23 protein-coding genes and 1 pseudogene are annotated in these 23376 nt (G+C 68.8%); 11 read left to right on the top strand and 13 right to left on the bottom strand.

The genetic code is table 11. The features are described 5' to 3' along the window. The first annotated feature begins 319 nt into the window (after positions 1–319). The 3 genes from ITP53_RS38915 to ITP53_RS38905 all read left to right on the top strand — a co-directional run bounded on the left by ITP53_RS38915 (position 320) and on the right by ITP53_RS38905 (position 2930). Positions 320–775 carry a DUF6223 family protein gene (locus ITP53_RS38915; RefSeq protein WP_236051622.1) on the top strand — a complete coding sequence of 152 codons (456 nt, stop codon included), beginning with the start codon at positions 320–322 and terminating at the stop codon, positions 773–775. A gap of 102 nt (positions 776–877) precedes the next feature. Continuing rightward, positions 878–1762 carry an RNA polymerase sigma factor SigJ gene (sigJ, locus tag ITP53_RS38910; protein WP_195900474.1) on the top strand — a complete coding sequence of 295 codons (885 nt, stop codon included), beginning with the start codon at positions 878–880 and terminating at the stop codon, positions 1760–1762. 46 nt (positions 1763–1808) lie between these two features. Next, positions 1809–2930, top strand: a complete 1122-nt coding sequence (locus ITP53_RS38905; RefSeq protein WP_195900473.1) for an NAD(P)/FAD-dependent oxidoreductase — start codon at positions 1809–1811, stop codon at positions 2928–2930. A 20-nt stretch (positions 2931–2950) separates the two neighbouring features. Here ITP53_RS38905 and ITP53_RS59695 read toward each other — a convergent pair whose 3' ends face one another. Further along, positions 2951–3082: a hypothetical protein gene (locus ITP53_RS59695; protein WP_268961264.1), complete on the bottom strand. Its 132-nt coding sequence runs from the start codon at positions 3080–3082 to the stop codon at positions 2951–2953. Between ITP53_RS59695 and ITP53_RS61420 the strand changes: the two are divergent. Beyond that, a pseudogene (locus ITP53_RS61420) lies at positions 3036–3266 on the top strand (ATP-binding protein); the annotation flags it as partial. The gene ITP53_RS59695 and the pseudogene ITP53_RS61420 sit on opposite strands and share 47 nt — an antisense overlap. A 238-nt stretch (positions 3267–3504) precedes the next feature. Here the strand turns inward: ITP53_RS61420 and ITP53_RS56370 are convergent. The 5 genes from ITP53_RS56370 to ITP53_RS38875 form a co-directional block, all read right to left on the bottom strand. Beyond that, positions 3505–3897: a hypothetical protein gene (locus tag ITP53_RS56370; protein ID WP_207757047.1), complete on the bottom strand. Its 393-nt coding sequence runs from the start codon at positions 3895–3897 to the stop codon at positions 3505–3507. A 56-nt stretch (positions 3898–3953) separates the two neighbouring features. After that, complete coding sequence (locus ITP53_RS38890; protein ID WP_195900472.1) at positions 3954–5030, bottom strand: AAA family ATPase; 1077 nt, start codon at positions 5028–5030, stop codon at positions 3954–3956. Then, a complete protein-coding gene (locus ITP53_RS61415; protein WP_195900471.1) occupies positions 4970–5254 on the bottom strand; it encodes an AAA family ATPase in 285 nt (94 codons plus the stop codon). Before ITP53_RS61415 ends, ITP53_RS38890 begins: the two co-directional genes overlap by 61 nt. Before the next feature lie 268 nt (positions 5255–5522). Beyond that, positions 5523–6125, bottom strand: a complete 603-nt coding sequence (locus ITP53_RS38880; protein WP_195900470.1) for a histidine phosphatase family protein — start codon at positions 6123–6125, stop codon at positions 5523–5525. Next, positions 6125–7423, bottom strand: coding sequence for a PEP/pyruvate-binding domain-containing protein (locus ITP53_RS38875; protein ID WP_195900469.1), 1299 nt, complete (start codon positions 7421–7423; stop codon positions 6125–6127). Before ITP53_RS38875 ends, ITP53_RS38880 begins: the two co-directional genes overlap by 1 nt. A gap of 60 nt (positions 7424–7483) precedes the next feature. On the opposite strand from ITP53_RS38875, the gene ITP53_RS38870 reads away from it, so the two are divergent. The 3 genes from ITP53_RS38870 to ITP53_RS38860 all read left to right on the top strand — a co-directional run bounded on the left by ITP53_RS38870 (position 7484) and on the right by ITP53_RS38860 (position 9717). Beyond that, complete coding sequence (locus tag ITP53_RS38870; protein ID WP_195900468.1) at positions 7484–7879, top strand: DNA-binding protein; 396 nt, start codon at positions 7484–7486, stop codon at positions 7877–7879. Continuing rightward, positions 7876–8511: a transcriptional regulator gene (locus ITP53_RS38865; protein ID WP_195900467.1), complete on the top strand. Its 636-nt coding sequence runs from the start codon at positions 7876–7878 to the stop codon at positions 8509–8511. The genes ITP53_RS38870 and ITP53_RS38865 overlap by 4 nt, the downstream gene beginning before the upstream one ends. A 171-nt stretch (positions 8512–8682) precedes the next feature. After that, the gene (locus ITP53_RS38860; protein ID WP_195900466.1) at positions 8683–9717 is read left to right on the top strand and encodes an ERCC4 domain-containing protein; all 1035 of its coding nucleotides are present in this window, start codon (positions 8683–8685) and stop codon (positions 9715–9717) included. Here the strand turns inward: ITP53_RS38860 and ITP53_RS38855 are convergent. After that, positions 9695–12061: a DUF4132 domain-containing protein gene (locus tag ITP53_RS38855; protein WP_195900465.1), complete on the bottom strand. Its 2367-nt coding sequence runs from the start codon at positions 12059–12061 to the stop codon at positions 9695–9697. The two genes, ITP53_RS38860 and ITP53_RS38855, sit on opposite strands and share 23 nt — an antisense overlap. A gap of 52 nt (positions 12062–12113) precedes the next feature. Beyond that, positions 12114–12506, bottom strand: coding sequence for a hypothetical protein (locus ITP53_RS38850; RefSeq protein ID WP_195900464.1), 393 nt, complete (start codon positions 12504–12506; stop codon positions 12114–12116). A gap of 173 nt (positions 12507–12679) precedes the next feature. Here ITP53_RS38850 and ITP53_RS38845 point away from each other — a divergent pair, with 173 nt between their 5' ends. Together ITP53_RS38845 and ITP53_RS38840 are read left to right on the top strand one after the other, a co-directional pair. Further along, a complete protein-coding gene (locus tag ITP53_RS38845) occupies positions 12680–15028 on the top strand; it encodes a right-handed parallel beta-helix repeat-containing protein (RefSeq protein WP_195900463.1) in 2349 nt (782 codons plus the stop codon). Positions 15029–15162: 134 nt separating this feature from the next. Then, positions 15163–15942, top strand: a complete 780-nt coding sequence (locus ITP53_RS38840) for a hypothetical protein (RefSeq protein ID WP_195900462.1) — start codon at positions 15163–15165, stop codon at positions 15940–15942. Positions 15943–16040: 98 nt separating this feature from the next. Here ITP53_RS38840 and ITP53_RS58330 read toward each other — a convergent pair whose 3' ends face one another. The 5 genes from ITP53_RS58330 to pdxR all read right to left on the bottom strand — a co-directional run bounded on the left by ITP53_RS58330 (position 16041) and on the right by pdxR (position 21541). Then, a complete protein-coding gene (locus tag ITP53_RS58330) occupies positions 16041–16568 on the bottom strand; it encodes a type III PLP-dependent enzyme domain-containing protein (protein WP_195900461.1) in 528 nt (175 codons plus the stop codon). Between the two features lie 440 nt (positions 16569–17008). Continuing rightward, positions 17009–17803, bottom strand: a complete 795-nt coding sequence (locus ITP53_RS38825; RefSeq protein ID WP_195900460.1) for an SAM-dependent methyltransferase — start codon at positions 17801–17803, stop codon at positions 17009–17011. Between the two features lie 163 nt (positions 17804–17966). After that, on the bottom strand, positions 17967–18566 hold the full coding sequence (locus ITP53_RS38820) for a TetR/AcrR family transcriptional regulator (protein WP_195900459.1): 600 nt from the start codon (positions 18564–18566) through the stop codon (positions 17967–17969). After that, on the bottom strand, positions 18536–20053 hold the full coding sequence (locus ITP53_RS38815) for an FAD-dependent monooxygenase (protein WP_195900458.1): 1518 nt from the start codon (positions 20051–20053) through the stop codon (positions 18536–18538). The genes ITP53_RS38820 and ITP53_RS38815 overlap by 31 nt, the downstream gene beginning before the upstream one ends. A 45-nt stretch (positions 20054–20098) precedes the next feature. Continuing rightward, entirely contained in the window at positions 20099–21541 is a 1443-nt protein-coding gene (gene pdxR, locus ITP53_RS38810) for a MocR-like pyridoxine biosynthesis transcription factor PdxR (protein WP_195900457.1), read from the bottom strand. Positions 21542–21622: 81 nt separating this feature from the next. On the opposite strand from pdxR, the gene ITP53_RS38805 reads away from it, so the two are divergent. Together ITP53_RS38805 and ITP53_RS38800 are read left to right on the top strand one after the other, a co-directional pair. After that, on the top strand, positions 21623–22213 hold the full coding sequence (locus tag ITP53_RS38805) for a TIGR03086 family metal-binding protein (protein WP_195900456.1): 591 nt from the start codon (positions 21623–21625) through the stop codon (positions 22211–22213). A gap of 225 nt (positions 22214–22438) precedes the next feature. Then, positions 22439–23254: an isocitrate lyase/PEP mutase family protein gene (locus tag ITP53_RS38800; RefSeq protein ID WP_195900455.1), complete on the top strand. Its 816-nt coding sequence runs from the start codon at positions 22439–22441 to the stop codon at positions 23252–23254. Positions 23255–23376 lie beyond the last annotated feature (122 nt).

Genomic DNA, 23376 nt, shown 5'->3' with positions numbered 1-23376 from the left:
CCTCATGACCCGCCGAGGTCAGACGGTCATGGAAGAACGCCTGATCCCCGCCCTCCTGACCGACCTCTCCGGCAACCGACCACGCTGCTGACGGCCGAGCTCCAGGAGTTGTCTCCGGTAGGGGTGGGTTGGCTTCCTCGAGCGTCGTTTCGAGAGCGTTAATCCCTTCGCGCCGGCCGAGGCCGAGGAGCGCTTCACTGAGGCGTACGGACTCTCATCTACGCGCAACGGCCCATCAGCGGCCCGCGCCTACCGCGGACGCGGTAGATCAGCAGTTCGTGCGACGTCCGCGGCAGGGAGAAGTGCCTCCGTCCGGAGGATGACCGGCGGCGGGTTCAGCGGACATAGTTCTGGCGTCCAGTCGTCGGAAGAGGAGGAGCACCTCATGTCCATCCTATTTGTGCTTGCCGCGCCGATCTGTACGACGCCGGCGGAATGCGCGGGCCAGGGTGTCGATACCTTCCTCGGGACCCCTGAGCGAATCTGGGCCAGTGCAGCCGCACTGGTGGCGCTGGGCGCCGTCGTCATCGGCTGGCTGGCGCTGCGCTCCGGCCGTCGTATCGGCAACGGCGAGCGGAAAGGAGCCATCGTGGCCCTGGTCGGGGGCCTGACCGGCGCGGTCAACGGCGCGGTGAATCTGGCTGTCGCCGACGGTGGTCTCGGCACCGGCAACGGAGTATTCGGAGGCGCCATGGCCCTGGTGCTTGGGCTCGTCGGTGTGGTCCTCGGCGGGCTGGCTCTGGCTCGCTCCCGCCGCACCGTACTGAGCGGTTGACAGCAGCGAACAACCATGTCGGCCCGTGCGAGGCGGCGATCCCGGCCTGGATGGCCGCCCCTGACCGCTGAGCCGCGGCGCGTGTGGCGTAGGTTCGCCCCTATGGGGGGTGTCGCCGGCTCGCGTCTCGACGAGGAATGGGAGTCGCACCGGCCCGCCGTCTTCGGGGCCGCCTACCGGCTGCTGGGCAGCGTCGCCGAGGCCGAGGACGTCGTCCAGGACGTCTGGCTGCGTGCGGCGGCGGCTGACCTGGCGCAGGTGGTGGACCTGCGGGCGTGGCTGGTGACGGTGGCGGCGCGGAGCGCGTACAACGTGCTCAACTCGGCGAGGGTGCGCAGGGACGCCTACGTCGGCCCGTGGTTGCCCGAGCCGCTGCTGACCGGCCCCGACGCCGGTCACCGGGTGCTGGTCGACGAGTCCGTCAGCACCGCGCTGCTGCTGGTCATGCAGGAGTTGCCGCCGCCCGAGCGGGTGGCGTTCGTGCTGCACGACGTCTTCGAGCTGCCGTTCGGCGAGATCGCCGGCGTGCTCGGCCGGTCGCCGGTGGCCTGCCGCAAGCTGGCCTCCCGGGCGCGGGCCCGGGTCACGACGGCGCGGCGGCGGCCGTCCGCGAGCCGCGCCGAGCGGGAGCGGGTGCTGAACGCCTTTCGCGCCGCGTCCGAGGAGGGGGACTTCGCCCGGCTGGTGGAGTTGCTGGATCCCGACGTGGTGTACGTGGCCGACGGCGGCGACAAGGCCACCGCCGCGCGGGTTCCCGTGCTGGGCCGCGTACGCGTGGCACGCCTGCTGGCGCGGCTGGGCACGCGCCGTCCGGGCGCCCGGATGCACCTGGTCGAGGTGGGCGGCGAGCCGGGCCTCGCGACGTACCGGGACGGGGCGCTCGTCTGGATCGACACCGTCGACATCTCCGGCGGGCGCATCACCGCGTTCCGCCGGGTGGCCAATCCCGACAAGTTGCGGCACGCCGGTCACACTCGGGCCTCCTGATTTGTCTCCCTCGCGTCATGGCGTCTTGCAAGGCAGAGATGAGGACATGTCACACATCGTGATCGCCGGAGGCGGGTTCGCCGGGGTCTGGGCCGCCGCCGCGGCCGCCCGCGTACGCGGGGACGCCGGCCCGCGCATCACCGTGATCGCGCCGAGCGAGGAGATGGTGCTGCGGCCCCGCCTGTACGAGACCGACCCGGAGCGGGCGGTGGTTCCCCTGCGCCGCGTGCTCGACCCGATCGGTGTCCGGCACCTGCGTGCCGCCGTGGACGAGATCGACGTCGAGGCCCAAGTGGTGCGTGCCGGCGAGGCTGAGGTCGGCTACGACCGGCTGGTGCTGGCGGCCGGCAGCCGGCTCGCACGCCCCGAACTGCCGGGCGCGCGGCGGCTGTTCGACGTCGACACCATCGCGGGCGCGCGGCGGCTGGCCGCACACCTGAAGGGGCGTGGTGGCTTCACCGCCGTGGTGGTGGGAGCCGGGTTCACCGGGCTGGAGATCGCCACCGAACTGGCCGGCCGGGGCCGGGTCGTGCTGGTCGAACAGGCCGAGGTGATCGGCCCCGACCTCGGCCCCGCCCCGCGCCCCGCGATCGAGGCGGCCCTGGACGACCTGGGAATCGAACGCAGGCTCCGCACCACCTTGACCGCCGTCGAGGACGACGCCGCCGTACTGTCGGACGGGACACGGATCGCGACCGACACGGTGGTGTGGGCGGCCGGCCTGCGGGCCAGCCCGCTGACCGCCCAGATCCCCGGCCGCAGGGACGCGCTGGGTCGCCTGGAGGTGGACGCGCGGCTGCGCGTGACGGACCCGGTCCAGGCCGTCTTCGCCGCCGGCGACGTGGCGACGGTCCGCTCCGACGCCGGCCACCGGGTCGTGCAGAGCTGCCAGCACGCCACCCCGATGGGGAAGACGGCAGGGCACAACGCCGCCGCCGACCTCCTGGGGCTCCCGCCGATCGACTTCGACCCCGCACCGTACGTCACCGACCTGGACCTGGGGGCGGCCGGGGCGCTGTACACGCGGGGCTGGGAGCGCGAGGTGGCCCACACCGGCGCCCAGGCCAAGGAGATCAAACGGTGGATCATGGAACGGATCCATCCCCCGGTGAACGCCGATCGGCTCCTCGCCCTGGCGGGCCAGGTGAACCTACCGGTCCCGTTCTAAAGGCGCGTTTCGACTTCGGCTCAGGCGGCGAGCTGCTGACCGAGGTACGGCGTCGCCGAACTCGCCGCGAACGCGCTCCAGCACACCAGCAGCGGCCGCCCCCACGGCACCTTCATCGTCGAGATCACCCGCAGCACCACGACGACCACCATCGCCGTCTACGACTGCGGCTGGGGCGGCGTTCCGCGTTTCAACCCCCGGTGCCGGACCAACGCCGAACGCGGCCGGGGCCTGGCCGTCGTCACCGCGCTCGCCGACCAGGTCGGCTACGAAGGCAACGACGAGACGGGCCACAGAGTCTGGGCCCAGATGATCCATACCCAGACTCGCCAGTAGATCCTGGAGCCCCGCAAAGAACCCCAGGCCAACGACATCGACCTGGGGTTTGAACATGTCCCAGGCCGATCAGGATGAGGCTCCTGGCCCCCTCTTCCCCGTGATCAGGTATTCGACGTCGCGCCAGAACTTGTCAAAAGACGGCGAGTTCGCCCGGGCGAGGGCCAGATCGAGCTGGGCAGCCAGCCCCGCCTGATCATTTTCGGCCGGTACGGCAAGCCGCGTGGACGATGCTTGGTCAGCCATTCCTTGCATCCACGGATCTTCTCGGGCTCCGGCGGTGCCTCAAGATCCGCAGCGAGACCCTGACATCCTTGAGTGACGCAGCCGCGGCCAGAAACCAGGCTTCGAACTCCCTGTGCGCCAACACGACCGCGGCCAGCAAACCAGGTCTCGCCACCTGAATACGCTCCAGCAGCTTCGGTCCGAGCGTGGCGGGGCAGTCGTCGTCGGAGTCGACGATCACCAGGATTCCGGACACGTCACCAAACTGGGCCAAAGAGGCGTTCACCGCGTTCTCCACACCATGCGGCCGCAGCAGGGACTCGCGGCCCACCCGATGCGGGCGGAGGAACTCCGGCCAGGGATCGGGCATGACCTCGGCGGCGATCCGGTAGAGCAGGATCGGCATCGCCTCGACCTCGCCGTGCCCCTCTACGACGACGGCGATCCGGGAAGATCCAGCACTCATGGTCGGCCCGTGTCGGGGTCGGCCGGGCGCAGGTGCCCTTGACGGTGCATCACCGCGATCTGGTCGGGCCGCTCGGTGAGATGACGGCGGGTGTGCTCATCCAGTTCGCCGATACGGGTCACGCCCCGCACCATCTCCACCATCCGCAGATGCTCAGGCTTGACGTACTCGTCGTCCAGCAGATCGGAGCTCTGTGTGGTGACGATCACCTGCGTCCGGGCGGAGGCGGCCTCGATGGCCTCGAACAGAGCCGCTGCATTCGAAGGGTGAATGGCCATCTCGGGCTCCTCGATGGCCACCAAGGGGATCGACCCGTCGAATGTGCCGGGCTGGAACAGAGCCGCCAGGACGCCGGCGGCGCGAACCGTCCCTTCGGACAGTTCCTGCCGCTGAAAAATACTCACATGGGGGTCGCCTTCCCTGGTGGCGCCCCTGTTGACGGCGCTGCGGAACGGCAGATGCGGCTCCCCGGTCCAGAAGCGCGCACGGACGGTGGAGAACTCGCCCTCCCGTCGTTCATCGACGCCCAGTGCCTGCGGGATGATCGCTCTGATCCACCCGTCGAGATAATCCTTGGTCTCCGGGAATGCCTCTGACAGAGCCCCCAGCACGTGTCCGAGGTGCTCACCTCGCGGGCCGAGAGAGGTGTGCCGCTCGGTGTCGTCGTCGATGTTGCGCAGGATCGTCGAGTCGAGCTCGTAGAAGCGCATGCCGAGAAGCGCGGATTCGACCTCTCGAAGAGGCGAGTCCAGTCCGAGCAGCGGGAGAAACAGCCGATCCCGTCGCTCTCGCCGCCCGTGAGCAGCCCATTTGCCAGCTTCACCGCCGTACTTCATGGGCGCCACGGCCAGACGCCCGGCCGCGAGGACGAACCCTTCCGCGGTCCCGTCCGCCAGCTCGACCTGACATTCTTCCCTCAGTACGACAGGACCAGCCCCATGCGCCGGATCGCGCCCGATCTCGAACCCATAAGAAGCGGCCTTCGCCTGTTCGCTTCCCGCGCCCTCGAGTCTCAGGTCCAGCTTGATCGAAAAAGATTCGGCTCTGATCCCTGCTTCCGGCGCGTGGCACAAGACTCGATCAAGACCACCCCGTGCTGACAATGCTCGGCCAGGCGTCCAGGCAAGCGCTTCAGCGACAAATCCATCGCGTCCAGGAAATTGGACTTTCCCGCGGCGTTGAACCCGGCCAGGACAGTGAGCGGTCCCAGGTCCACATCGCAATCAGCGATGGAACGGAATCCTCGAATCCGAACCCGGGACACGAACGGAGGCGCCTTTTCCCGCGCACTGGTCATGGCATATCGACCACTTCGCGGAGCCGAGCCGCTTCCATCCAGTATCGGCACCCAAACTTCACTTGCTCCCCAAGGTCCGGTGGAGGAATCTTCAGCTACCCGATCTGTCCTGGCTGAGACCGGGCCACCCGCATCCGACCCAAGGCCAACGATGCCATCTTGTGGGCCCGGAACCGAGCACAGAGCATACTCGGCCGCATCGTTCAGGCGTGTTGCGCCAGGTCAGCGCCAGGTGGCCGAGGAGCGCGTACGGACAGTAGGAGCCGCCTCACGGCCTCATGACGTCGGGGAACCCGGTCCAGCGCAGGTCGGTCGGGAGGTGGCTCATGTCGTTGAACATCACGATCGTGGGCGGCAGGCCGTTGCGGTACTCGATGACGGTCAGTGCGGTGTTGGCGCTGTTCAGTCCGAGCCACCGGGATGGCGGCGCCTCCAGTGCGTGCCGCACCAGCCACGCGATCTGAAAGGCGTGCGTCACCAGGACTTCGTGTGTGTCGGGCTCGGCCCCTTCTGGGACCTTGGCGAACCGGGCGACCAGGGACTCGGCGAGGCTTCGGCCCGAGGCTGCCTGGGTGTCGTCGTAGCCGTCGAAGAAGCCGGCCCAGGACGGGGGTGTTTCGGCCGCACTGGGAACGTAGGGCACGTGGTCGACGAGTTCGGCGGCCTCAGTCACGGGCACGTTCGGTAGATGCCGGGCGAGTTCGTGCGCGGTTGCCACGGCGCGTGGTAGCGGAGAGTGCCACACGGCATCGACCGGTACGCCGGCGAGCCGTTCGCCCAGCAGGCCCGCCTGCCGGCGCCCGATGCCGGTGAGCTCCCCGAACGCGTCGGCCGCGCCGTGGCGTGCCAGGTAGAGGTGTCGCGTTGCCATTAGTCGTTGGGGGCGGGGTGTCCGTGCGGGCCCGCTTCCCATCTCCTTTCGATCGCGTTTGTCACCGTGACAGTGCCGGTGGTGCCGTCGATGGTGATGATGGTGTCGTCGTGGAGCCTGCTCGTCGCGTTGGGGATGCCGAGGACGGCGGGGATGGCGTGCTCGCGAGCGACGATCGCGGCGTGGGAGAGCACGCCTCCTGTTTCGGTGACGACGCCGGCGGCGATGCGGAGCAGCGGCGTCCAAGCGGGGTCGGTGAAGGGGCAGACGAGGATGTCGCCCGGGTGCACGCGCGCGAAGTCGCGGGGACCGCGGACGATCCTCGCGGTGCCGGTCACGGTCCCGCGGCTGCCTGGTGTTCCGGTGAGTGTGGCGGCTGGGGTATCGGAGGCGCTCGAAGGCGATCTTGGCGGTGGGGGTGCGGCGGTGACCGGCCGTGCTTGCAGAACCCAGGTGCGGCCGTCGACGATCGCCCACTCGATGTCCTGCGGTCCACCGAGTACGGCAGCGATCTCCTTGCCCAGCTTGGCGAGCTGCGTGGCGGTAGCGTCGTCGATCGTCGGTTGGTCCCGGGTACGGGTGGGCACGTCGCGAATGACCAGCTGCGAGCCACGCCGGTCAAGGCGGGTCCGTTTGTCCGCGACGCTGCGTGTGACCGACCCGTCCTCGGCGACGCGGTAGGCATCAGGGGTGACCGTGCCCCCGACGATGCTGGGGCCGAGGCCCCACGACGCCTCGATCTCGGTCGCGTCGTTCGGGTCCGCGGGTGTGAACATGACCCCGGACACCTCGGCATCCAGATGGCGTTGGACGATGACGGCCATCACAAGATCGTCGGACGGCCGATCGTCACGGCCGAGGGCACCCCGGTAGTCGATGGCACGTGGCGAGAACAGCGAGGCCCAGCAGGCACGTACGGCATCGGCGACCTCGCTGACTCCGTGCACACCGAGAAAGCTCTCGTGCTGCCCGGCCGCCGATACCTGACCGGTGTCTTCGTTCGCTGCCGATGATCTCACCGCCACGGGCGGATCGCCGAGCTCGTCGAGTGCGCGTCCCAGCGCGTCGATCACGGTGGCGTGGACCGGGCGGGCCTCGATCACCTGCCGCGCCGCGTCAAGATCGTCTGGCTCGCTGGGGAACCGCCCGAGGTCCAGGTCACGGACAGCGGCGAGGTAAGCGGGGAACGAGACGACGAAGCCGTCAGGAACCGGCAGACCCGCGCGGAGCAACGCGCCGAGCGCGCCGGCCTTGCCCCCGCAGGTATCGGCGACAGCCTCCACGAGGGGTACGATCATCCATTCCTGCCCTTCAACATATTATTGACAATAGTTTGTTGATTGTGCATCCTGAGTCGCATGCCACGCAAGCAGGACATCGCTCGCACCGTGCACGCCGACCACGGCCAGGCCCACCGTGAGCATGACGCGCGTGAACGTCTTCTGGGCCTGGGCGCCGATGCGCTCGACGCCCGTCCTTGGCGACCCCCGCCCGTCCCGCCGTCGGCGGTCGACCTCGCGCAGTTCGCCGTCTGGCGCTACGCCGACCTGGATCCGGAGGACATCCTGAGCGCGCTCGCCCTCCTGCCCGCCGCACGCGCCGAGGTCGAAGAACTCGAAGCCGCCCTGCTGTTCATTGCCCGGAGCGCAGGACTGACCTGGGCACAGATGGCGCACGCGATGGGATTCAACTCCCCGCAGGCGTGCCAGCAGTGGTACACCCGCCTGGCGGCACGACAGGACGCCGGCTCGTGACGCGGGACTCTCCGTCCGACCTCCTGGTCCTGCACGCCGTGCGCGTCACCGGGTTCGCGGACACTCCGGTGATCGCTCATCGGTACGGGCTCGACGCGGCCGAGACGAAAGAGCTGCTGCACGACGCCGAGGCACGTGGCTGGGTTGGGCACACCGCCTTCGCCGGCACCAGAGGTTGGTCGTTGACCGAACCGGGCCGAGCCGAGAACGAGCGCCGGCTCGCGGCCGAGCTCGCCCGCGTCGGCGGTGCCGACGAGGTCCGTGCCGTCTACCGCGAGTTCCTCCCGCTGAACGCCCTCCTGCAACGAGCCTGCACCGACTGGCAACTCCGGCCCACCGCCGGCGATCGGCTCGCCGTCAACGACCACTCCGATTACGCCTGGGATGCCAGAATCCTGTACGACCTCGCCGGCATCGACCGCGCACTCACGCCACTCGCAGACCGGCTCGGAAGCGTCCTCACACGGTTCCGCGGATACGACACACGGTTCACCACAGCTCTGGCGCGCGCCCGAGCCGGGGAGGGCACCTGGGTCGACCGCACCGACGTCGACTCCTGCCATCGTGTCTGGTTCGAGCTCCACGAAGACCTCATCGCCACGCTCGGCCTCGACCGGCACGCGGCGCCCTGACCCCACGCGATCCCCGCGTCGGCGAGCGCGGCGGAGAACGGGGTCTTACCGAAGCCCCGTTCGCAGGGCGCGCCGGTTTCGTCTCCCACCAGCCTCGGAGAGGCCGCGGGAAGAGTCCAACCGAGCGTGGTTCTCTTTCTATCGTCGCAGGTCATCGACCAGACTGGGCGGATGGGCGAGCTCGTCATCGTACGCAATCCGGATCCGGATTCGCGGCTGCCGTACCTGGTCAGGCTGCCTCTCGGCGCCGCCGGGCTGATCTTGCGCGCCGGCGGGACGTGGCCGAGGGAGAAGGCGATCTACTGCCATCCCTCCGGTCCCGAGGAGTGGCCGCAGGACCCCGAGGAGGTCGAGCGGGTGCCCGTAAGGTCCTGCGTACGCCGCGGCGCGGCCATCGATCTGGTGCTCGACCGCGCCAGGGAGAACCGTTCGCAGATCGTGTTCACCAAGGCCCGCGGCAAGGATGCGATCTTCTGGCAGACGGCGCGCGTCCGCAAGCAGGCCCGCCCGAACGTATCCACCCCTACCGCCCGTGCCGCCGGCGTGGACACGCTCCCGATCGTGATCGACAGTGGCGAGCGTTACGCCTACCGCTTCACCCGCCAGCGGGTTCAGACCGTCAAGAGGCGGCTGACCTGCGGTGACTACGCCGTCGAGTTCGAGGGGCGGATCCACGCCGCGGTGGAACGCAAGAGCTTGCCCGACCTGGTCGCCAGCCTGCTCAACACGCGCCTGAAGTACCAGCTGATCGAGCTGGCCGCGCTCCCGCACGCCGCCGTGGTGGTCGAGGACCGCTACTCGCAGGTCTTCAAGCTCGACCACGTACGCCCCGCCGTCGTCGCCGACAGGATCGCCGAGCTCCAGGTGGCCTTCCCGGCGGTGCCGATCGTGTTCTGCGAGACCCGTCAGTTGGCCGAGGAATGGACCTACCGCTTCCTCGCCGCCGCCTACACCCTCGCCTGGCACGGCGATCGGCCCCCGGAGGACGCCGGGCCGGCGCCCGAACCCACCACGGCCGAGATTCGGAGCTGGGCCCGCGCCCACGGGCTGGAGGTGACCGACCGGGGTCGGCTCAGCCGCGAGATCGAGAACGCCTACCGCCGCGCGCACGAGCCCCGCCAGGAGTCCCAGCAGGAGCCTCGGCAAGGGCCCCGGGACGAGCCCCAGGAGCCCGCGCCCGAGGTCAGCCCACGAGCTGACGGGTGATCGACGGGTCGGTGATGGCGGTGTCGGCGGCCAGCAGGAACGCCTTGGACAGGATGACCGACAGCATGCCGCCATCCTCCTCGAAGGGCAGGAACACCGCCTCACCCACGCGATCCCGGCCGGGGACGATGCACAGGTAGGCGTCGTTCGGCTCCATCAGGATGTTGCCCGAGCCCAAGTGAATCTTGTACGTGCTCAGGTCCCCGCGTACGCGTAGGAATCGGTCGGTCAGCTCCGCCCGGTCGGCGATCCTCAGGCGGGGCAGCAGCCGGGTCAGCGCGTCCCTGCGCGTCCTGGCGGTCTCGGTGAGCTCGCCGAACCCGTACGAATGCCAATATTCCTCGTGACCCCCGGCGGCCTGCTGGTCGAGCCCCACCGAGGTCACCCCCACGGCCAGATCGGCGTCGCGCAGCACCTCGGACAGGACCAGCGGCGGCACGTCGGTCAGTGGCGAGCCCTCGCGCGAGGCGCCCTCGCGGTGAAACCGGAGCTCCTCGCTCGCGCAGTAGGAGGCCGTCCCCCAGCCGTCGGCGTCCGCGTCGCCGGTGACCTGCATGGCCGAGCGCGCCCGCCAGCCGGACAGCTCCTTGACGGCCTCACCCTGGTCGCCGCCGCACTCGTAGTCCCAGTGGCCGATCGACAGGCCGGTCCAGCCGCGCTGGTTGAGCAACGCCTTGGCCTGCCCGTAACGCAGTACGTGGCCGGCGAAGCGGTTGGAGAACGTACGGGTGCGCTCCTCGGCCGGCGTGAGCAGGTAGACCTCGCGGAACGCCTGCTTGTACGGCTGGCGCACCCCCGACCCCAGCAGGTGGTCGCGCCAGGCCCGAACGTCGTCGGCCGTCTCCCTGATCGGATGCCACAGCCGCACGAATGTGTCACCAGATAACTGGATATGCCGTCCGCTCGGATCGGCCAACTCCCAGCCGGTACCGGTCTTGACCGGCAGCCCCGCAGGTCCCTCGGCGATCTGCCAGATCAGGTTCCTGGCGTAGAAGCCGGTGACGGGGTGGTCGAGGAAGAACTCGGTGACCTCCTGCCAGCTCCACCGGCGGTCCTCGATCAGCGCCCGTTCCAGCCGGAACCGTTCGGTGGGCAGCGCCTGCTTGAGCTCCTTCAGCGTGGTCTTGAGCTCGGCCAGCGCTGGGTCGCGGCGGATGGCCGGGGGCGCCGTCTTGACGGTTCGGCCAGCCGGGTTGACGAACCGAAGCGCCGGACCGTCGGCGTGCAGGCGTACGAGACAGTCGCCGATCTTCTCCTCGCGCACCCCGTCCGGCCCGAGCCCGAACGCCGGCACCGTACGGTCGAGGAGTTGTTCGCGGCTCAGCCCGGCCCGCTCCGCCACCGCGTCCAGCGTGCTCGCCACGAGGGCCAGCACGGACCTCTGGCGGATCTTGACCTGCGTCCTGGCCAGGGCCGGCACCGTGTCGAGGCCGCCACGGCGGGCCAGGACCTTGACGGCGGCGTTGGCCAGCTTCACGCTGCGGCAGTTGGCGCCCGTCCCGCCGATCCCGGTGCCGCAGGTCAGCGCGACGTCCCCGAGCAGCCCGGTCACCCACGGCTCGTCGATCAGCCCACAGGTCCACACCATGCCGCGCACGGGCACGGCGGTGCGCTCGTCCAGGAAGACCGTGGCCTTCCACTCGTAGCCCTCGTCGTTGCGATGCTGGGTCGTCCGCTCGCGGTGCGCCGCCACAAAGGTGAGGATCTCGCGGAGCAGCGCGGCGGCCTCGTCAGTCAGCAGGCTCCCGGCCCTGGCGAGCCACTTCTCGCTGGGGTTGGTCGAGCGGGCGGCGGTCATGTGGCGGAACAGGGGCAGGACGGCGGGGGCGGTCAGGCGCGGGCCGTAGTCCTCCGCCAGGGCGCGGGCGACGGGGTCGAAGTCGCCGATCAGATTGCGTACGACGCCGGCCGGGCCATGCGCGGCAGGCTCCTCGAGGAGCCGTTTGATCTGGTCGCCCAGCGCGTCCCACACCGGCCGGTGGTATTTCCTGAACCACTCGGGCGTCCCCTTCAGCACGCCGCGGCGCTCGGTGTAGTCCAGGCGCTGGACGGCGGCCAGCGGGATCCGGTAGAGCTCCTGGTAGTTGGTGTGCCGCCAGGTCATCAGCGCGTCGGCGACACGCCACAGGAAGTGCACGTCCTGGATGGTCCAGGGGGTGTCGCCGACGGCGACGTCACGCACGGTCGCCAGGAGCCGATCGTCGTAGTCATGGCCGCCCTCGTCTCCCAGGCTGAGCCGCAGTTGCACCCACCGCCCGAACAACCGCCGCTCCGTGTCATCCCCCTCCGACGGCCGGTGATCGGCGTCGTAACGGGCGAAGAGGTCGCGAGTCGGCAGATCCACCTGATGCAGGATGTGGCCGTGCGCGCGAGGGAAGTCGTGGATGACGCCCACGTCAGCCTCCGACCAGCGCGACGAGCTTGACGAACGACACCACGGGATCGACGGTGAGGTCGATCATCTCCGACAGGTCGTCGATCTGCCGCTCCCCCACCAGCAGCAGGAACCCGTTGCGCTGGAACGCCCGCTCGGCGATGTCGGCCTGGCGCTCCCAGTCGATGCGCCGGGCGGCGCCCATCCGGTAGCCGTTCAGCTCCACCTCGGCGTCCACCGGCCGGACCAGGCCGCGGAACCGGGAGGTGGGGGCGGCGTTGTGGCGGGCGACCTCCTCGCGGACGCGCAGGCGTACGAGCTCGCGCGCGGAAATGCGTTCGGGCAGGTCGGGCAGCGTGAACTCGTCCAATGGCTTACCCGTCGCGCCCTCGTCCCTGAAGGTGACCGTGGCCATCTCTTGGCTCCACCAATCGTCGGAGATCAACTCGTTGAGCCATGGATAGCACCCGAGCCCGACAGAACCCGCGCCTCGCTCTGGTCAAACCATTGAACTCGCGTTACGGTTCGAGCGAGAAATCACTTTTGTAATCTGTCATATTGTATCGATTACTACTTTAATGAGAGAGCATGCCGAAAAGAGTGCTGAGCGCCCTGGTGGTGGCCCTCCTGGCGACCACCGCGACCCCGGCCACGGCCACGACGGAGAAAACGGTCGTGTACGTCTCCCCCGACGGCAGAGAAGGCGCGACAGGAACGCTGGAAGACCCGTTCGCCACGATCGAAGGGGCCCGCGACGCGCTGGCGGGCAGGACGAGCGAGCGCAGTCCGGGCGTCGTCTACCTCCGTGAAGGCGTCTACCAGACGTCCAAGACGGTCGAACTGACCGGTAAGGACAACTCGTACGTCACCTACGCCTCCTATCCGGGCGAGAAGGCCGAGTTAGCCGGCGTCACCACGCTCGCCCCCGGCAAGTTCCGCAGGCTGAGCGAGGTCCCCGACGGCGAGGCCAAGTGGTCGTCGAAGTCGCGCGTGCCGGAGGCGGCGGCCGCCGACGTCTACGTGTACGACCTGGGCGCCGAGGGCATCCCCACCGGTCAGATCAACAAGAACGGGTTCAACTGGAAGGCGCAGCCGTTCGCGCCGGAGCTCATCACCGACGACGCCGCCCAGACGCTCGCGCAGTACCCGAACGGCGACGAGAAGCTGGACAGCTCGCACATCAAGGTCAAGGAGGCGCCCAAGGGCGCACGGGACTACTTCTCCGATAAGACCTCCGACGGCACCACCCTGCCCTACGAGGACATGCTCGAACTGCCCGGTCCCGTCTACACCACCGTCGACCCCGCCGCCACCGGCCGCTACACCACGTGGGCCCCGCCTCCCGGCGGCACGCCGGACAACGCGGCGTACGAGACCGACGGCTGGCTGTCCGGATATTTCGGCAACAACTACGCCAACGACCGCGTACGCATCGTCTCCATCGCCGACGGCGACCTGCGGACCCAGTACCCCACCATGTACGCCGCCACCGACAAATGGACGTCGTTCGTGGCCCAGAACGCCCTAAGTGAACTGGACGCCGAGGGCGAGTACTACATCGACCGCTGGAACGACGCCGACACGCTGTACTACTACCCGCCCGGCGGCACGGTCGAGGGCAAGGAGATCAGCCTCACCTCCTTCGACGCGCCGTTCTTCGAGCTGGAGGGCGTCACCGGCGTGACGCTCAAGGACCTCAAGCTGAACGGGACCACGGGCACCGGCGTACGCCTGCTCGACGCCGAGTCGTGCACCATAGACGGCCTGGAGATCCTCAACGTCAGCATGGACGCGGTCACGATCGGCGAGGCCGGCGACGCGATCACGGCGGTCGCCGAGTACCGCACGAGCAGGGGCGGCCACCGCAACAAGGTGATCAACAGCAGACTGCACGACCTGGGCGGCGGCGGGGTGTTCACGGCCGGCGGCGACCGCGACTCGCTGGAACGCGGCGGCCACGTCGTGGAGCACAACGAGATCTACGACTTCTCCAAGCTCGCCACCTACACACCCGCCGGATACATGTACGGCGTCGGCAACACCTTCAGGTACAACCATGTCCACGACGCGCCCCACATGGCGATCCAGATCATGGGCAACGACATGGAGATCAGTCACAACAGGTTCGAGAACCTCGTGACGCACGCCTCCGACCAGGGCGTGATCTACGCGGGGCGGGACTACACGTATCTGAACAACGTGGTGTCGTACAACGTCTTCAAGGACATCGGCGCGGACGGCAACCAGGCCATCTACATGGACGACGGCATGTCCGGGATGGTCGTGCACCACAACGTCTTCGACAACGTGCAGCACGGGTTGTTCTACCAGTCGGGACACAGCAACGTCGCGTCGGACAACGTGTTCAAGGACGTGAAGTACATCGGGCACGACAAGCTCTACCACGAGAACGAGCTGCCGGTGCCCAACTCGAAGGTCGTGGTCGAGCGCTTCAACGACATGCTGAAGCCCGGCGACGGGACCGGGTTCACCAACACCCGGGCGAACATCGAGAAGTGGTACCGCCACTACGGCAGGCAGTACCCGAACATCCGTGACTGGTACGTCCCGGCGGCCGCGAACGGCGAGATCTGCACCTCGGTCGGGACCACGGAGTGCACGGAGTCGTACGTGTGGAGCGACCCGGACTCCGTGTACGTGCCCGCACACAACGTGCTGACGCGCTCGGTCAGCATCGGCACCGGCGACTTCGCGTACACGGACGACGCCGACGGAGTGAGCGTCAAGACGTTCAACCCGGACTTCGACTCCTACAACGTCAAGCGGGCCACGGCCGGGGAGTTCGGCTTCGACCCGGCCACGGGACGCTTCGACGCGAAGACCACCCCGCTGAACTCGGCCGACGGCTTCGGCCGCGCGTGGGTGCGGCAGTGGAACGCGCACTTCACCCTGGACGGGATCGGTCCGAGGCGCTGACACCGCGCCACCCGGGCCTCTCCGGCCCGGGCGGCGGTTTCTCACCAGACCTGTCCAAATGTGGGCACTGGTGTCAACCCCGCTCACCGCCGCCCCGTCTCCTCTTGTGCACCATTCGCCGCAAGGGAGCCGCCGTGCGTATCAAGCTGATCACCTCAGCCGCCCTCATCCTCATGTACGCCGCCGCCTCCCCAGCCCACGCGGCCGCCGACGTCGTGAACTACGAGTGCACGATCACGGCCACGGACGAGAAACAGACGGTCGGCCTGGACATCGAGTTGACCGTGCCCACCGACGCCGAGGTCGGCGTGGAGATGACGATCGGCTGGCGTGGCAGTTATGTGGCGGGCGCCGAGTTACACGCCCCCGCCGCGGGCGTCGAGGGCGACCTCAACATCTACGCGTACGCGGGCATCAGCGGCTACCCCGGCCTGACCTCTGCCACTGGTGTCGCCCCGGCGGGCCTGATCCTCCCAGGACAGCCCATCGCGCTACCTGAGACGATCGTCGAACTGAAGACGACGGCGGACGCGGCGGACTCCGGGACCGTTCACGCGGGTGCCGTCAACTTCGGCCTGACCCCCCAGGATCCCCTGATCGAGTGCGAGGTGCTCAACAGCGGCACCCTGACCGAATACCCCCTCACCGTACCCGGAACCGGCGAGACACCCAGCCCGACCCCGACTCCCGAGCCCACCGAAGAACCCACGGAAGACCCCACGGAAGACCCCACTGAAGAGACCACAGAGCCGGAGACCACCACGACCACGACGAGGACTCCCGAGGGTGGAGCCGCGACCGGCGGCGGCGGTACGGCGGGGCCGGACGGGCGGGCGCTGGTGGCGACGGGCCTCCTGGTCATCCTCGCCGCGGCCGCCGGCCTCGGTTTCCGGAGACCCCGCCGCGCCTCCTAGACACTTTGCGGAGCGAATCGCTGCGGATGACCGCCACGCTCACCGTACCGACCGGCACCGCTCAGGCCCGGCCGGCCAGGCCCCGGCGCTTCTCCGATCTACAAGCTTCGGAGGTGCGCTTCGATGGGAACGGTCTGCAGCAGGTCTGATCCGCGGGTGAGATGTGCGGTGCGTTGTGTGTTCACCACGACTCCGGCGCGGGCCGGCAGGATGTGAAGCCGGTCACCCACCGCGGGTGCATCGGTCTCGCCGGTGAACTCGACCGTGCCGTGCTCTTCGCTGAGTCTGGTGACCTTCGCGGTGGGTGTCTCCGCGACGAGACCGAAGTTGTACGGACCTGCTGTGGCTGGAGACAGGACCTTGGTCCCGGCGTCGATGATCGCCATGTGTGGGTTCGGTCGGCTGATCACGGTGGCGAGGACGGTCAGCGCACAGTCCTCCCACTGAGCTGCGGCACCTTGGACTGTGCGGATGTCCCCATAGGCGTAGACACCTGGTCGGACTTCGGTGATTCCCATCGTCGCGTGCATGTGGGTGGCGGTGAGGGTCGAGCCGACGCTTACGATCGGGCAGTCGATTCCGCGGCCCCTGATGAGTTCGGCGGTCTCCACCAGGCGGTCGGCCACCTGGACCGCGAGATTCTTCAGGTCTGTGGGGTCGTGATCGTGGGCGTGCCAGGCCGACGGTTATCGCTTGCGAGGCGATCATCGGTGTGACGTGTCGGAGGCGATGATCGCCGACCGGTGGGTAGGCGAGGAAGATGTCGTTGATGCCGTGCTCATGGAAGACGGCAGCCTCGGACGGTTTCGCTGAGGTGATGCCGGCCGCACCGAGGGCCAGCTGACGGCGCGCCACGTGCACCGACTTGTGCGTCTTGATGTGTGGCCGGAGGGCGAGCTGAGCGTCCGCCGCCATGCGGGCCATGCGGGCCAGGTTGGCGTCGAGGACGTCGGTGTCGACGACGAGCGCAGGGGTCTCGATCTCGCTGAGGCGGCCGAGCGATCGCCCGAGGCTGGGTGGGGGTAGGCCGAAATCGTGTGTCATCAGCTGCTCCTGCGGTCGTGGGTCAGGGCTTGCGGCCCACCCCGCACACCATGGCCATCGGCCCCATGAGATCCACCTCGGGGACCGACTTGTCCGGGCGCCATTCCGGCAGCGAGACCACCCCTGGGGGGACCAGGTCCAACCCGTTCAGGAACTCCGCGACCTGCTCAGGCGTCCGAGGCACCACCTGCGCGCCGGACGCGCGATAGAAGCTCGTCGCCTTCCTGGCCCTCGGGGTGTCACCGAAATGGCTGATGGCGAGGTACGACCCGGCCGGGACGCCGTCCATCACCGTGCGGACGATCCGGTGGGCGTCCTCGTCCGGCACGAAGTGGAGCATCGACAGCATCATGACCGCGACGGGTTGATCGAGGTCCATCAGGGAGTCCGCCTCCGCCAGGATGCGCTCCGGCTCGTACATGTCGGCGTCCAGCACGTGGGTGTCGCCGGTCGTGGCCAGCAACGCCCGCGCGTGCGCCAGCGCCACCGGGTCGTTGTCGACGTACACGACTTTGGCCTCTGGACGTATGGCCTGCGCGACCTCGTGGACGTTCTCCATCGTCGGCAGTCCCGCTCCGATGTCCAGGAACCGTCCGATGCCCGCCTCGCCGGCCAGGAACCGGACCACCCGGCCCAGCAACAACCGGTTGTGGCGGGCCATCAACGGGATCTCCGGCATGAGCTCCATGACCCGGTCGCCCATTTCTCGATCGGCGGCGAAGTTGTCCTTTCCGCCCAGCGCGTAGTCATAAACGCGAGCAATGCTCGGTTCATTCGGATTGATACCCTCCGGCGACCCCTCGTCGTGTGCGTTCACGCGTTCAACTCCCGTAGCTTCGCTTCTCGACTGCCCGAGCCCCTCGGGGACGCCTCGGCACAGCGATCCGGCCCGCCGGATGTGACGGCTTCCCCTTGAGCCTCGAACAACCGGTATACCATCGGCGCGTTGATCAAGGCATCTTTGTTCCAAACCTAAGAAATCAAGACCAGTATCCGATGTGGCGCAACAGAATCCGCAGCCGGCGCTCGATCTGTGCTGCGGTCACGTCGTCCGCACGCTGGAGCAGGACGGATCCGATCGAGCTGGCCAGGACGTCCTGGATGACGCTCGGGTCAGTGTCCGGTGGGAGGTGACCGGCGTCGATGGCCTGCTGCGCGATTTGGGCCAGGGCGTTCAGTCGTGGCTGTAGGTAGCGCTCGGTGTAGGCGGTCACCAGTTTCGGGTAGTCGACTGAGGCGCCGATGACGCGTGCCATCAGCGCGCGGAACCGGGGGCGGCTGAGGAGTTCGGCAATGGATGAGACCAGTTCGTCGATCGACTGCCCGGCCATGGCAGCGTCCATGTCGGGGGCGCGGGCGTGCTCCAAGGCGGCCATCAGGAGGTCGTCTTTGGCTCGCCAGCGCCGGTAGACGGTCAGTTTTGCCACGCCGGCGCGTTGGGCGACCGCTTCGATGCTGGTGCCGGCCGCGCCGCGTTCGATCAGCAGGTCCAACGCCGCCTCCAGGATGGCGGCGTCGTTTTCTGGATCGCGTGGACGACCGTGGCGTTCTATGCCGGCCACAGCACCTGATTCAGCCATGCCGTCAGTTTGTCGGGTGCCGGATGGTCACGCCAACCGATGTGCCCGTCAGGGCGGATCAGCATCACGTTGGGCGAGCCGGGCTTCACTGGCGTGAGCGCGAGGATCAGGTCGTCGCCCAGTTGTGCTGCGGCGGCCTCGGCATGGCGGGTGGCGACGTGCTGATCGGAGGCGAGCACCACCCAGCCTCCGGAGATCGCGGCGTGCAGCGTGGTCTGTCCGCCGTCGAGACGTCGGCAGGTGAGGTCGGGCATCCGGTCGCCGGGACGTAGCCCGGGCATCCACCGGTGCGAGGCAGAGGCCAGCGGTCCTCCCCGGTAACTGATGCCGAGTTGGGACGCGGCCAGCCACAGCCGGCGCTGCACTGCGGGCAGGCGGACGACCGGCAGGACGACCTTGTCGCGCAGCAGGCGTTTCCAGGGGTCGTGCGGCAGCATGACGTCCACGGCGGTGCTGGTGGCGCGGAGGACTTTGCGGGCCAGCGGCCGTCGTTCGCCTTCGTAGGTGTCGAGCAGTCGATGGTCGGCGCGCCCGCGGGCGACCAGCACCAGCTTCCAGGCCAGGTTCTCCGCGTCGCCCAGCCCGGTGTTTTGTCCCTGGCCGCCGGTGGGGCTCTGGATGTGCGCCGCATCGCCGGCCAGCAGGATCCGGCCGCGCCGGTAGGCGTCGGCCAGCCGGCGGTGGATGCGGAACTCCGAGGCCCAGCGGATGTCCGTGACCGTGTCGAGCACGACACCACTGCGGCGGGAGAACTCGCTCAGCACCCGGTCGATGATCTCGCGTTCGGACAGTTGGTCCGGCAGGTCCGATGGTGGTTCGGTGAACACCCGCCAGGTGTCGTCCGGCAGCGCGGTGACCGACAGCATGTGACCGGCCTCCATCCAGGTCGTACTGCCGTTCTTGTCCAACGGCCACGGGGCCCGCACGTCGACCATCAGCAGGCGTTCGAGGAGTTTGCGGCCCGGAAAGCCGATGCCGGCGAGCTTGCGTACGGTGCTGTGCGCGCCGTCACAGCCGATCAGCCACCGGGTCTCGATGTGGTGCTCGGTGCCGTCGGTCGTCTGGACGGTGGCGGTCACGCTCGTGTCGTCCTGCCGAGCTGCGACCAGCCGGGTGCCCCACTCCACGTGGCCGCCCAGTTGGGCCAGGCGTTTCCGCATCGTGCCCTCGACCTCGGCCTGCGAGATCAGCAGCGCCTGTTTCGGCTGGTCGGCGACGGCTTGGCCAACGTGAAGGCGCAGCACGGTGCGCGATCCCTCGTTGTAGGACATGTTGAGCGAGGACTGTGAGCGCTGTCGCAGGTCGCCGAGCGCGCCGATGCGTTCCAAGACCTCGACGCCGCGTGGTTGCAGGCCGAGGGCCCGGGAGGTGGTGGCGGGGCTGGCGGCGGCGTCGATGACGCGCACGGGGATGTCGTGTAATGCCAGGTGGATGGCCAGGGCCAGCCCGGTGGGGCCGGCCCCCGCGATGAGTACGGTGTCATTCACTTAGTAAACGATACGGTACCGATTACTAAGTCGGGCCAATCTTCTTCAAACTCCAGATGGCTGATCGTCAAGCACGGTCTGGAGCAGGTCCAGGGCCTTGTCGATGGAGGGCAGCGGGATGGCTCCATAGCCGAAGACGAGGCCGTCCGGACGCCCCCGGACCATCTGGAAACGCGAGAGGGGATACACGCCGACACCGCGGGATCGGGCGCGCCGGGTGATCGCCCGCGCGTCGAGACCGGGAGCGGTCCAGGCCGCCATGTGAAGACCGGCCGCCGAGGGTATCCAGCTGAGCGTGTCTCCGAAGTCCTGGGCCAGCCTCGACGCGATGCGCTCGTACCGGGCCTGGTATTCGCGGCGCATCCTGCGGATGTGCCGGGCCAGCAGCCCTTCGTCGATGAAGCCGGACAGGGCGGCCTGGGTCGGCTGCGGGGAGTGCCAGTCGGTCACGAACTTGGCGGCCCGCAGCGCATGCCGGAGCGAAGCCGGCGCGACCATGAAGCCGAGTCGCAGGACCGGCAGCATGACCTTGGAGAAGGTGCCGACGTAGACGACCTGGCCCGAGGTGTCGAGGCTGTGCAGCGGCTCGATGGGGCGGCCGCCGTAACGGAACTCGGTGTCGTAGTCGTCCTCGATGACGACCGCGTCGCGGCTCGCGGCCCACTCGAGCAGGGCCAACCGGCGTTCCAGGGACATCGGCATCCCAAGCGGGAACTGGTGCGAAGGCGTGACGTAGACGATCCGCGCCTGCGCGGGAAGTGCGTCCACGAGCAGGCCCTCGGCGTCGACCCCGACCCCGACGACCTCGGCCCCCAGCGTGCGGAAGAGCGCACGAGGTGTCGGGTAGCCAGGGTCCTCCACGGCCACGCAGTCGCCCGGACGCAGCAGTACCCGGCCTACGAGATCCAGCGCCTGCTGGATGCCCTGGGTCACGACGAGGTCTTCGGGGGTCACGCGTACCCCACGCGAGACGCCGACATGACGGGCGATCGAGGCGCGCAGACGGGGTAGGCCTGCCGGATCGCTGTGCATCCCGGTCCCCATCGCCGAGGCGCGCAGTTCCCGTGTGATCAGCCGCCGCCACGCCTCATACGGGAACAGCCGTATGTCCGGAATCCCGGTGCGCAGATCGTACTCCGGATCGTCCGAAAGGAACTCCGGCTCCGGAGGCTGGATCTGTGACCACACCGGCACCGGCCGTACGCCCGCACTCCCCGCGAAGGGAGCGCCGCGCCGCGGCGGCGCCGAGACCTCGGCCCGTACATAGGTACCGGCGCCGATCCGGCTTTCCGCGAACTCTTCCGCGACCAGCCGGTCGTAGGCGCCGGTCACGGTGTTACGGGAGACGGCCAGCCGCTGTGCCAGTTCCCGTGACGGGGACAGCGGCTCGCCCGGCCGCAACCGCCCGTCCAGAATCGCCGCCCTGATCTGCCGGTAGATCTGACCGCCCAGGTCCCCCCTGCCGTGCAGGGTCACGTGAAAATCCACGCCCCGACCTTAAATTGGCCCACTCCAATTCGTCGATTTCGGCCCTTCCTCAGAGCCGCCGCTCCTCCCTAGGGTCGAGGCATGGACGTCAGAGAACTCGACCGCCGGGCCAGTGCCACCCTCGGCGATGTCATCGCGAAGGTACGGTTCGACCAGCTCCGCCTGCCCACGCCTTGCGATGACTGGACCTTGCACGGCCTGATACGCCACCAGGTCAGCGACAACCTCGGTTTCGTGGCCGCGGCGAACGGCGTGACCGACCACATCCTCGCCTGGGACGCGGGCCGCCTCGGCGATGACCCGCTCGCCGCCTACAACGCGTCCGTCGTGGCGATGGCCAGGGCCTTCGCGGACGACGCGGTGCTCGACCGCAGCCTGCAGATCAGGGAGTTCGGTTTCTTTCCCGGGGGCATGGCCCTCAGCATGCACGTCCTCGACTGCGTGGTTCATGGATGGGATGTGGCCCAGTCGATCGGCCTCCCCTACTCTCCCGATCTCGACCTGGTCGAACACGCCCTGGGCGTCGCGGCCTTCATCCCGACCGGCGAGGATCCTCACGAGCGGCCGCGCACCGCCTTCGCCCAGATCATCAAGATCACCGACGACGCGGCGCCGCTCGACCGCCTGCTCGGCCTCGTCGGGCGCCACCCCAGTTGGCAAGCGAGCATGTGAGGTGGTGTGATGCGCCGGACGACGGGCTCGCCAGCGAGTCGGATCCAGGCCGGGCATCTGGCGCATCGTGCTGGTCGACCGGCTCTCTGCCCGGGCCGACGACGGCGACCTTGCGCGCGATGTCGGCCTCGACCGTCTTCAGGACGGCTGCGACGTTCCCCGCGTGGCCTGACCCTGCTCTGCCTCCTCGCTCACGTCCCTCCGTGGACTTACCGGAGATGTTTTATGGAACTCAACGCCAAAGCCGAACTCCTGCGCGGCTTGCACCAGGATCTCCTCATCCTGCCCAATGCCTGGGACGCGGCCAGCGCCGCCGCGGTCGTGCACGCGGGGGCGTCCGCCGTCGCCACGACCAGCGCCGGCATCGCCTGGGCTCAGGGCCGGGCCGACGGGCACAAGCTCAGCCGAGCGGAGATGGTGGAGGCGGTACGGCGCATCTGCGCGGTGGTCGACGTGCCGGTCACCGCCGACATCGAGAACGGTTACGGTGACGACCCCGACGACGTGGCCGGCACGGTCGAACAGATCATTGACGCGGGTGCGGTCGGTGTCAACTTGGAGGACTCCCGGTCGCCGCGCGAGCCCCTCCACACGCCGGGGGAACAGGCCGCGCGTATCCACTCCGCCCGGCAGGCCGCCGTCCGCGCAGGCGTCCCCGATCTCTTCATCAACGCCCGTACCGACGTGTACTTCTTCCAGGTCGGCGCCGTCCACGACCGTAACGCCGACGTGCTCGCGCGTGCCGCCGCGTACGCTTCGGCCGGTGCCGACTGCCTGTTCGTCCCCGGTCTGCTCGATCCGGCACGGCTGAGGGAACTGGCCGGCGCCTCACCGCTTCCCCTCAACGCGATGGCCGTACCGGGCGGCCCCACCGTCGCCCAACTCGCCGCGACCGGAGTCCGCCGCGTCAGCGTCGGTGCACAGCTCCACCTGTCAGCGTACGCATCCGCGCACCGCGCAGCCGTCGAACTCCTCGCCACGGGCACGTTTCATGCCTTCACCGACGCCTCCGAGGTCGCACCCCTCGTCATGCGTTTCTAGGTGGCTGGTGTTTTTTGATCTGTCTCGCGTAGGTCTGTCCTGGTGTGCCAGGGTGATCGGTGTTGGTCGCCGGGCGTGGGGAGAGATCGAGCGATGGCAGTGGGCCAGACTCCGATGCAGCC

The organism is Nonomuraea cypriaca (assembly GCF_015645445.1).
GTDB classification, from domain to species: Bacteria; Actinomycetota; Actinomycetes; order Streptosporangiales; family Streptosporangiaceae; genus Nonomuraea; species Nonomuraea cypriaca.
This window is presented reverse-complemented; position numbering and strand designations above follow the sequence as displayed.

Coding starts and splice junctions, on each gene's coding strand:
- ITP53_RS38860 (WP_195900466.1), top strand. CDS start 8,683: ATGGGCGAGCTCGTCATCGTACGCAATCCGGATCCGGATTCGCGGCTG.
- ITP53_RS38805 (WP_195900456.1), top strand. CDS start 21,623: ATGGACGTCAGAGAACTCGACCGCCGGGCCAGTGCCACCCTCGGCGAT.
- ITP53_RS38875 (WP_195900469.1), bottom strand. CDS start 7,423: ATGATCGTACCCCTCGTGGAGGCTGTCGCCGATACCTGCGGGGGCAAG.
- ITP53_RS38845 (WP_195900463.1), top strand. CDS start 12,680: ATGCCGAAAAGAGTGCTGAGCGCCCTGGTGGTGGCCCTCCTGGCGACC.
- ITP53_RS38905 (WP_195900473.1), top strand. CDS start 1,809: ATGTCACACATCGTGATCGCCGGAGGCGGGTTCGCCGGGGTCTGGGCC.
- ITP53_RS38915 (WP_236051622.1), top strand. CDS start 320: ATGACCGGCGGCGGGTTCAGCGGACATAGTTCTGGCGTCCAGTCGTCG.
- ITP53_RS59695 (WP_268961264.1), bottom strand. CDS start 3,082: ATGGTGGTCGTCGTGGTGCTGCGGGTGATCTCGACGATGAAGGTGCCG.
- ITP53_RS61415 (WP_195900471.1), bottom strand. CDS start 5,254: ATGACCAGTGCGCGGGAAAAGGCGCCTCCGTTCGTGTCCCGGGTTCGG.
- ITP53_RS38820 (WP_195900459.1), bottom strand. CDS start 18,566: ATGGCTGAATCAGGTGCTGTGGCCGGCATAGAACGCCACGGTCGTCCA.
- ITP53_RS38870 (WP_195900468.1), top strand. CDS start 7,484: ATGCCACGCAAGCAGGACATCGCTCGCACCGTGCACGCCGACCACGGC.
- ITP53_RS56370 (WP_207757047.1), bottom strand. CDS start 3,897: ATGCCGATCCTGCTCTACCGGATCGCCGCCGAGGTCATGCCCGATCCC.
- ITP53_RS38880 (WP_195900470.1), bottom strand. CDS start 6,125: ATGGCAACGCGACACCTCTACCTGGCACGCCACGGCGCGGCCGACGCG.
- ITP53_RS38850 (WP_195900464.1), bottom strand. CDS start 12,506: ATGGCCACGGTCACCTTCAGGGACGAGGGCGCGACGGGTAAGCCATTG.
- ITP53_RS38800 (WP_195900455.1), top strand. CDS start 22,439: ATGGAACTCAACGCCAAAGCCGAACTCCTGCGCGGCTTGCACCAGGAT.
- sigJ (WP_195900474.1), top strand. CDS start 878: ATGGGGGGTGTCGCCGGCTCGCGTCTCGACGAGGAATGGGAGTCGCAC.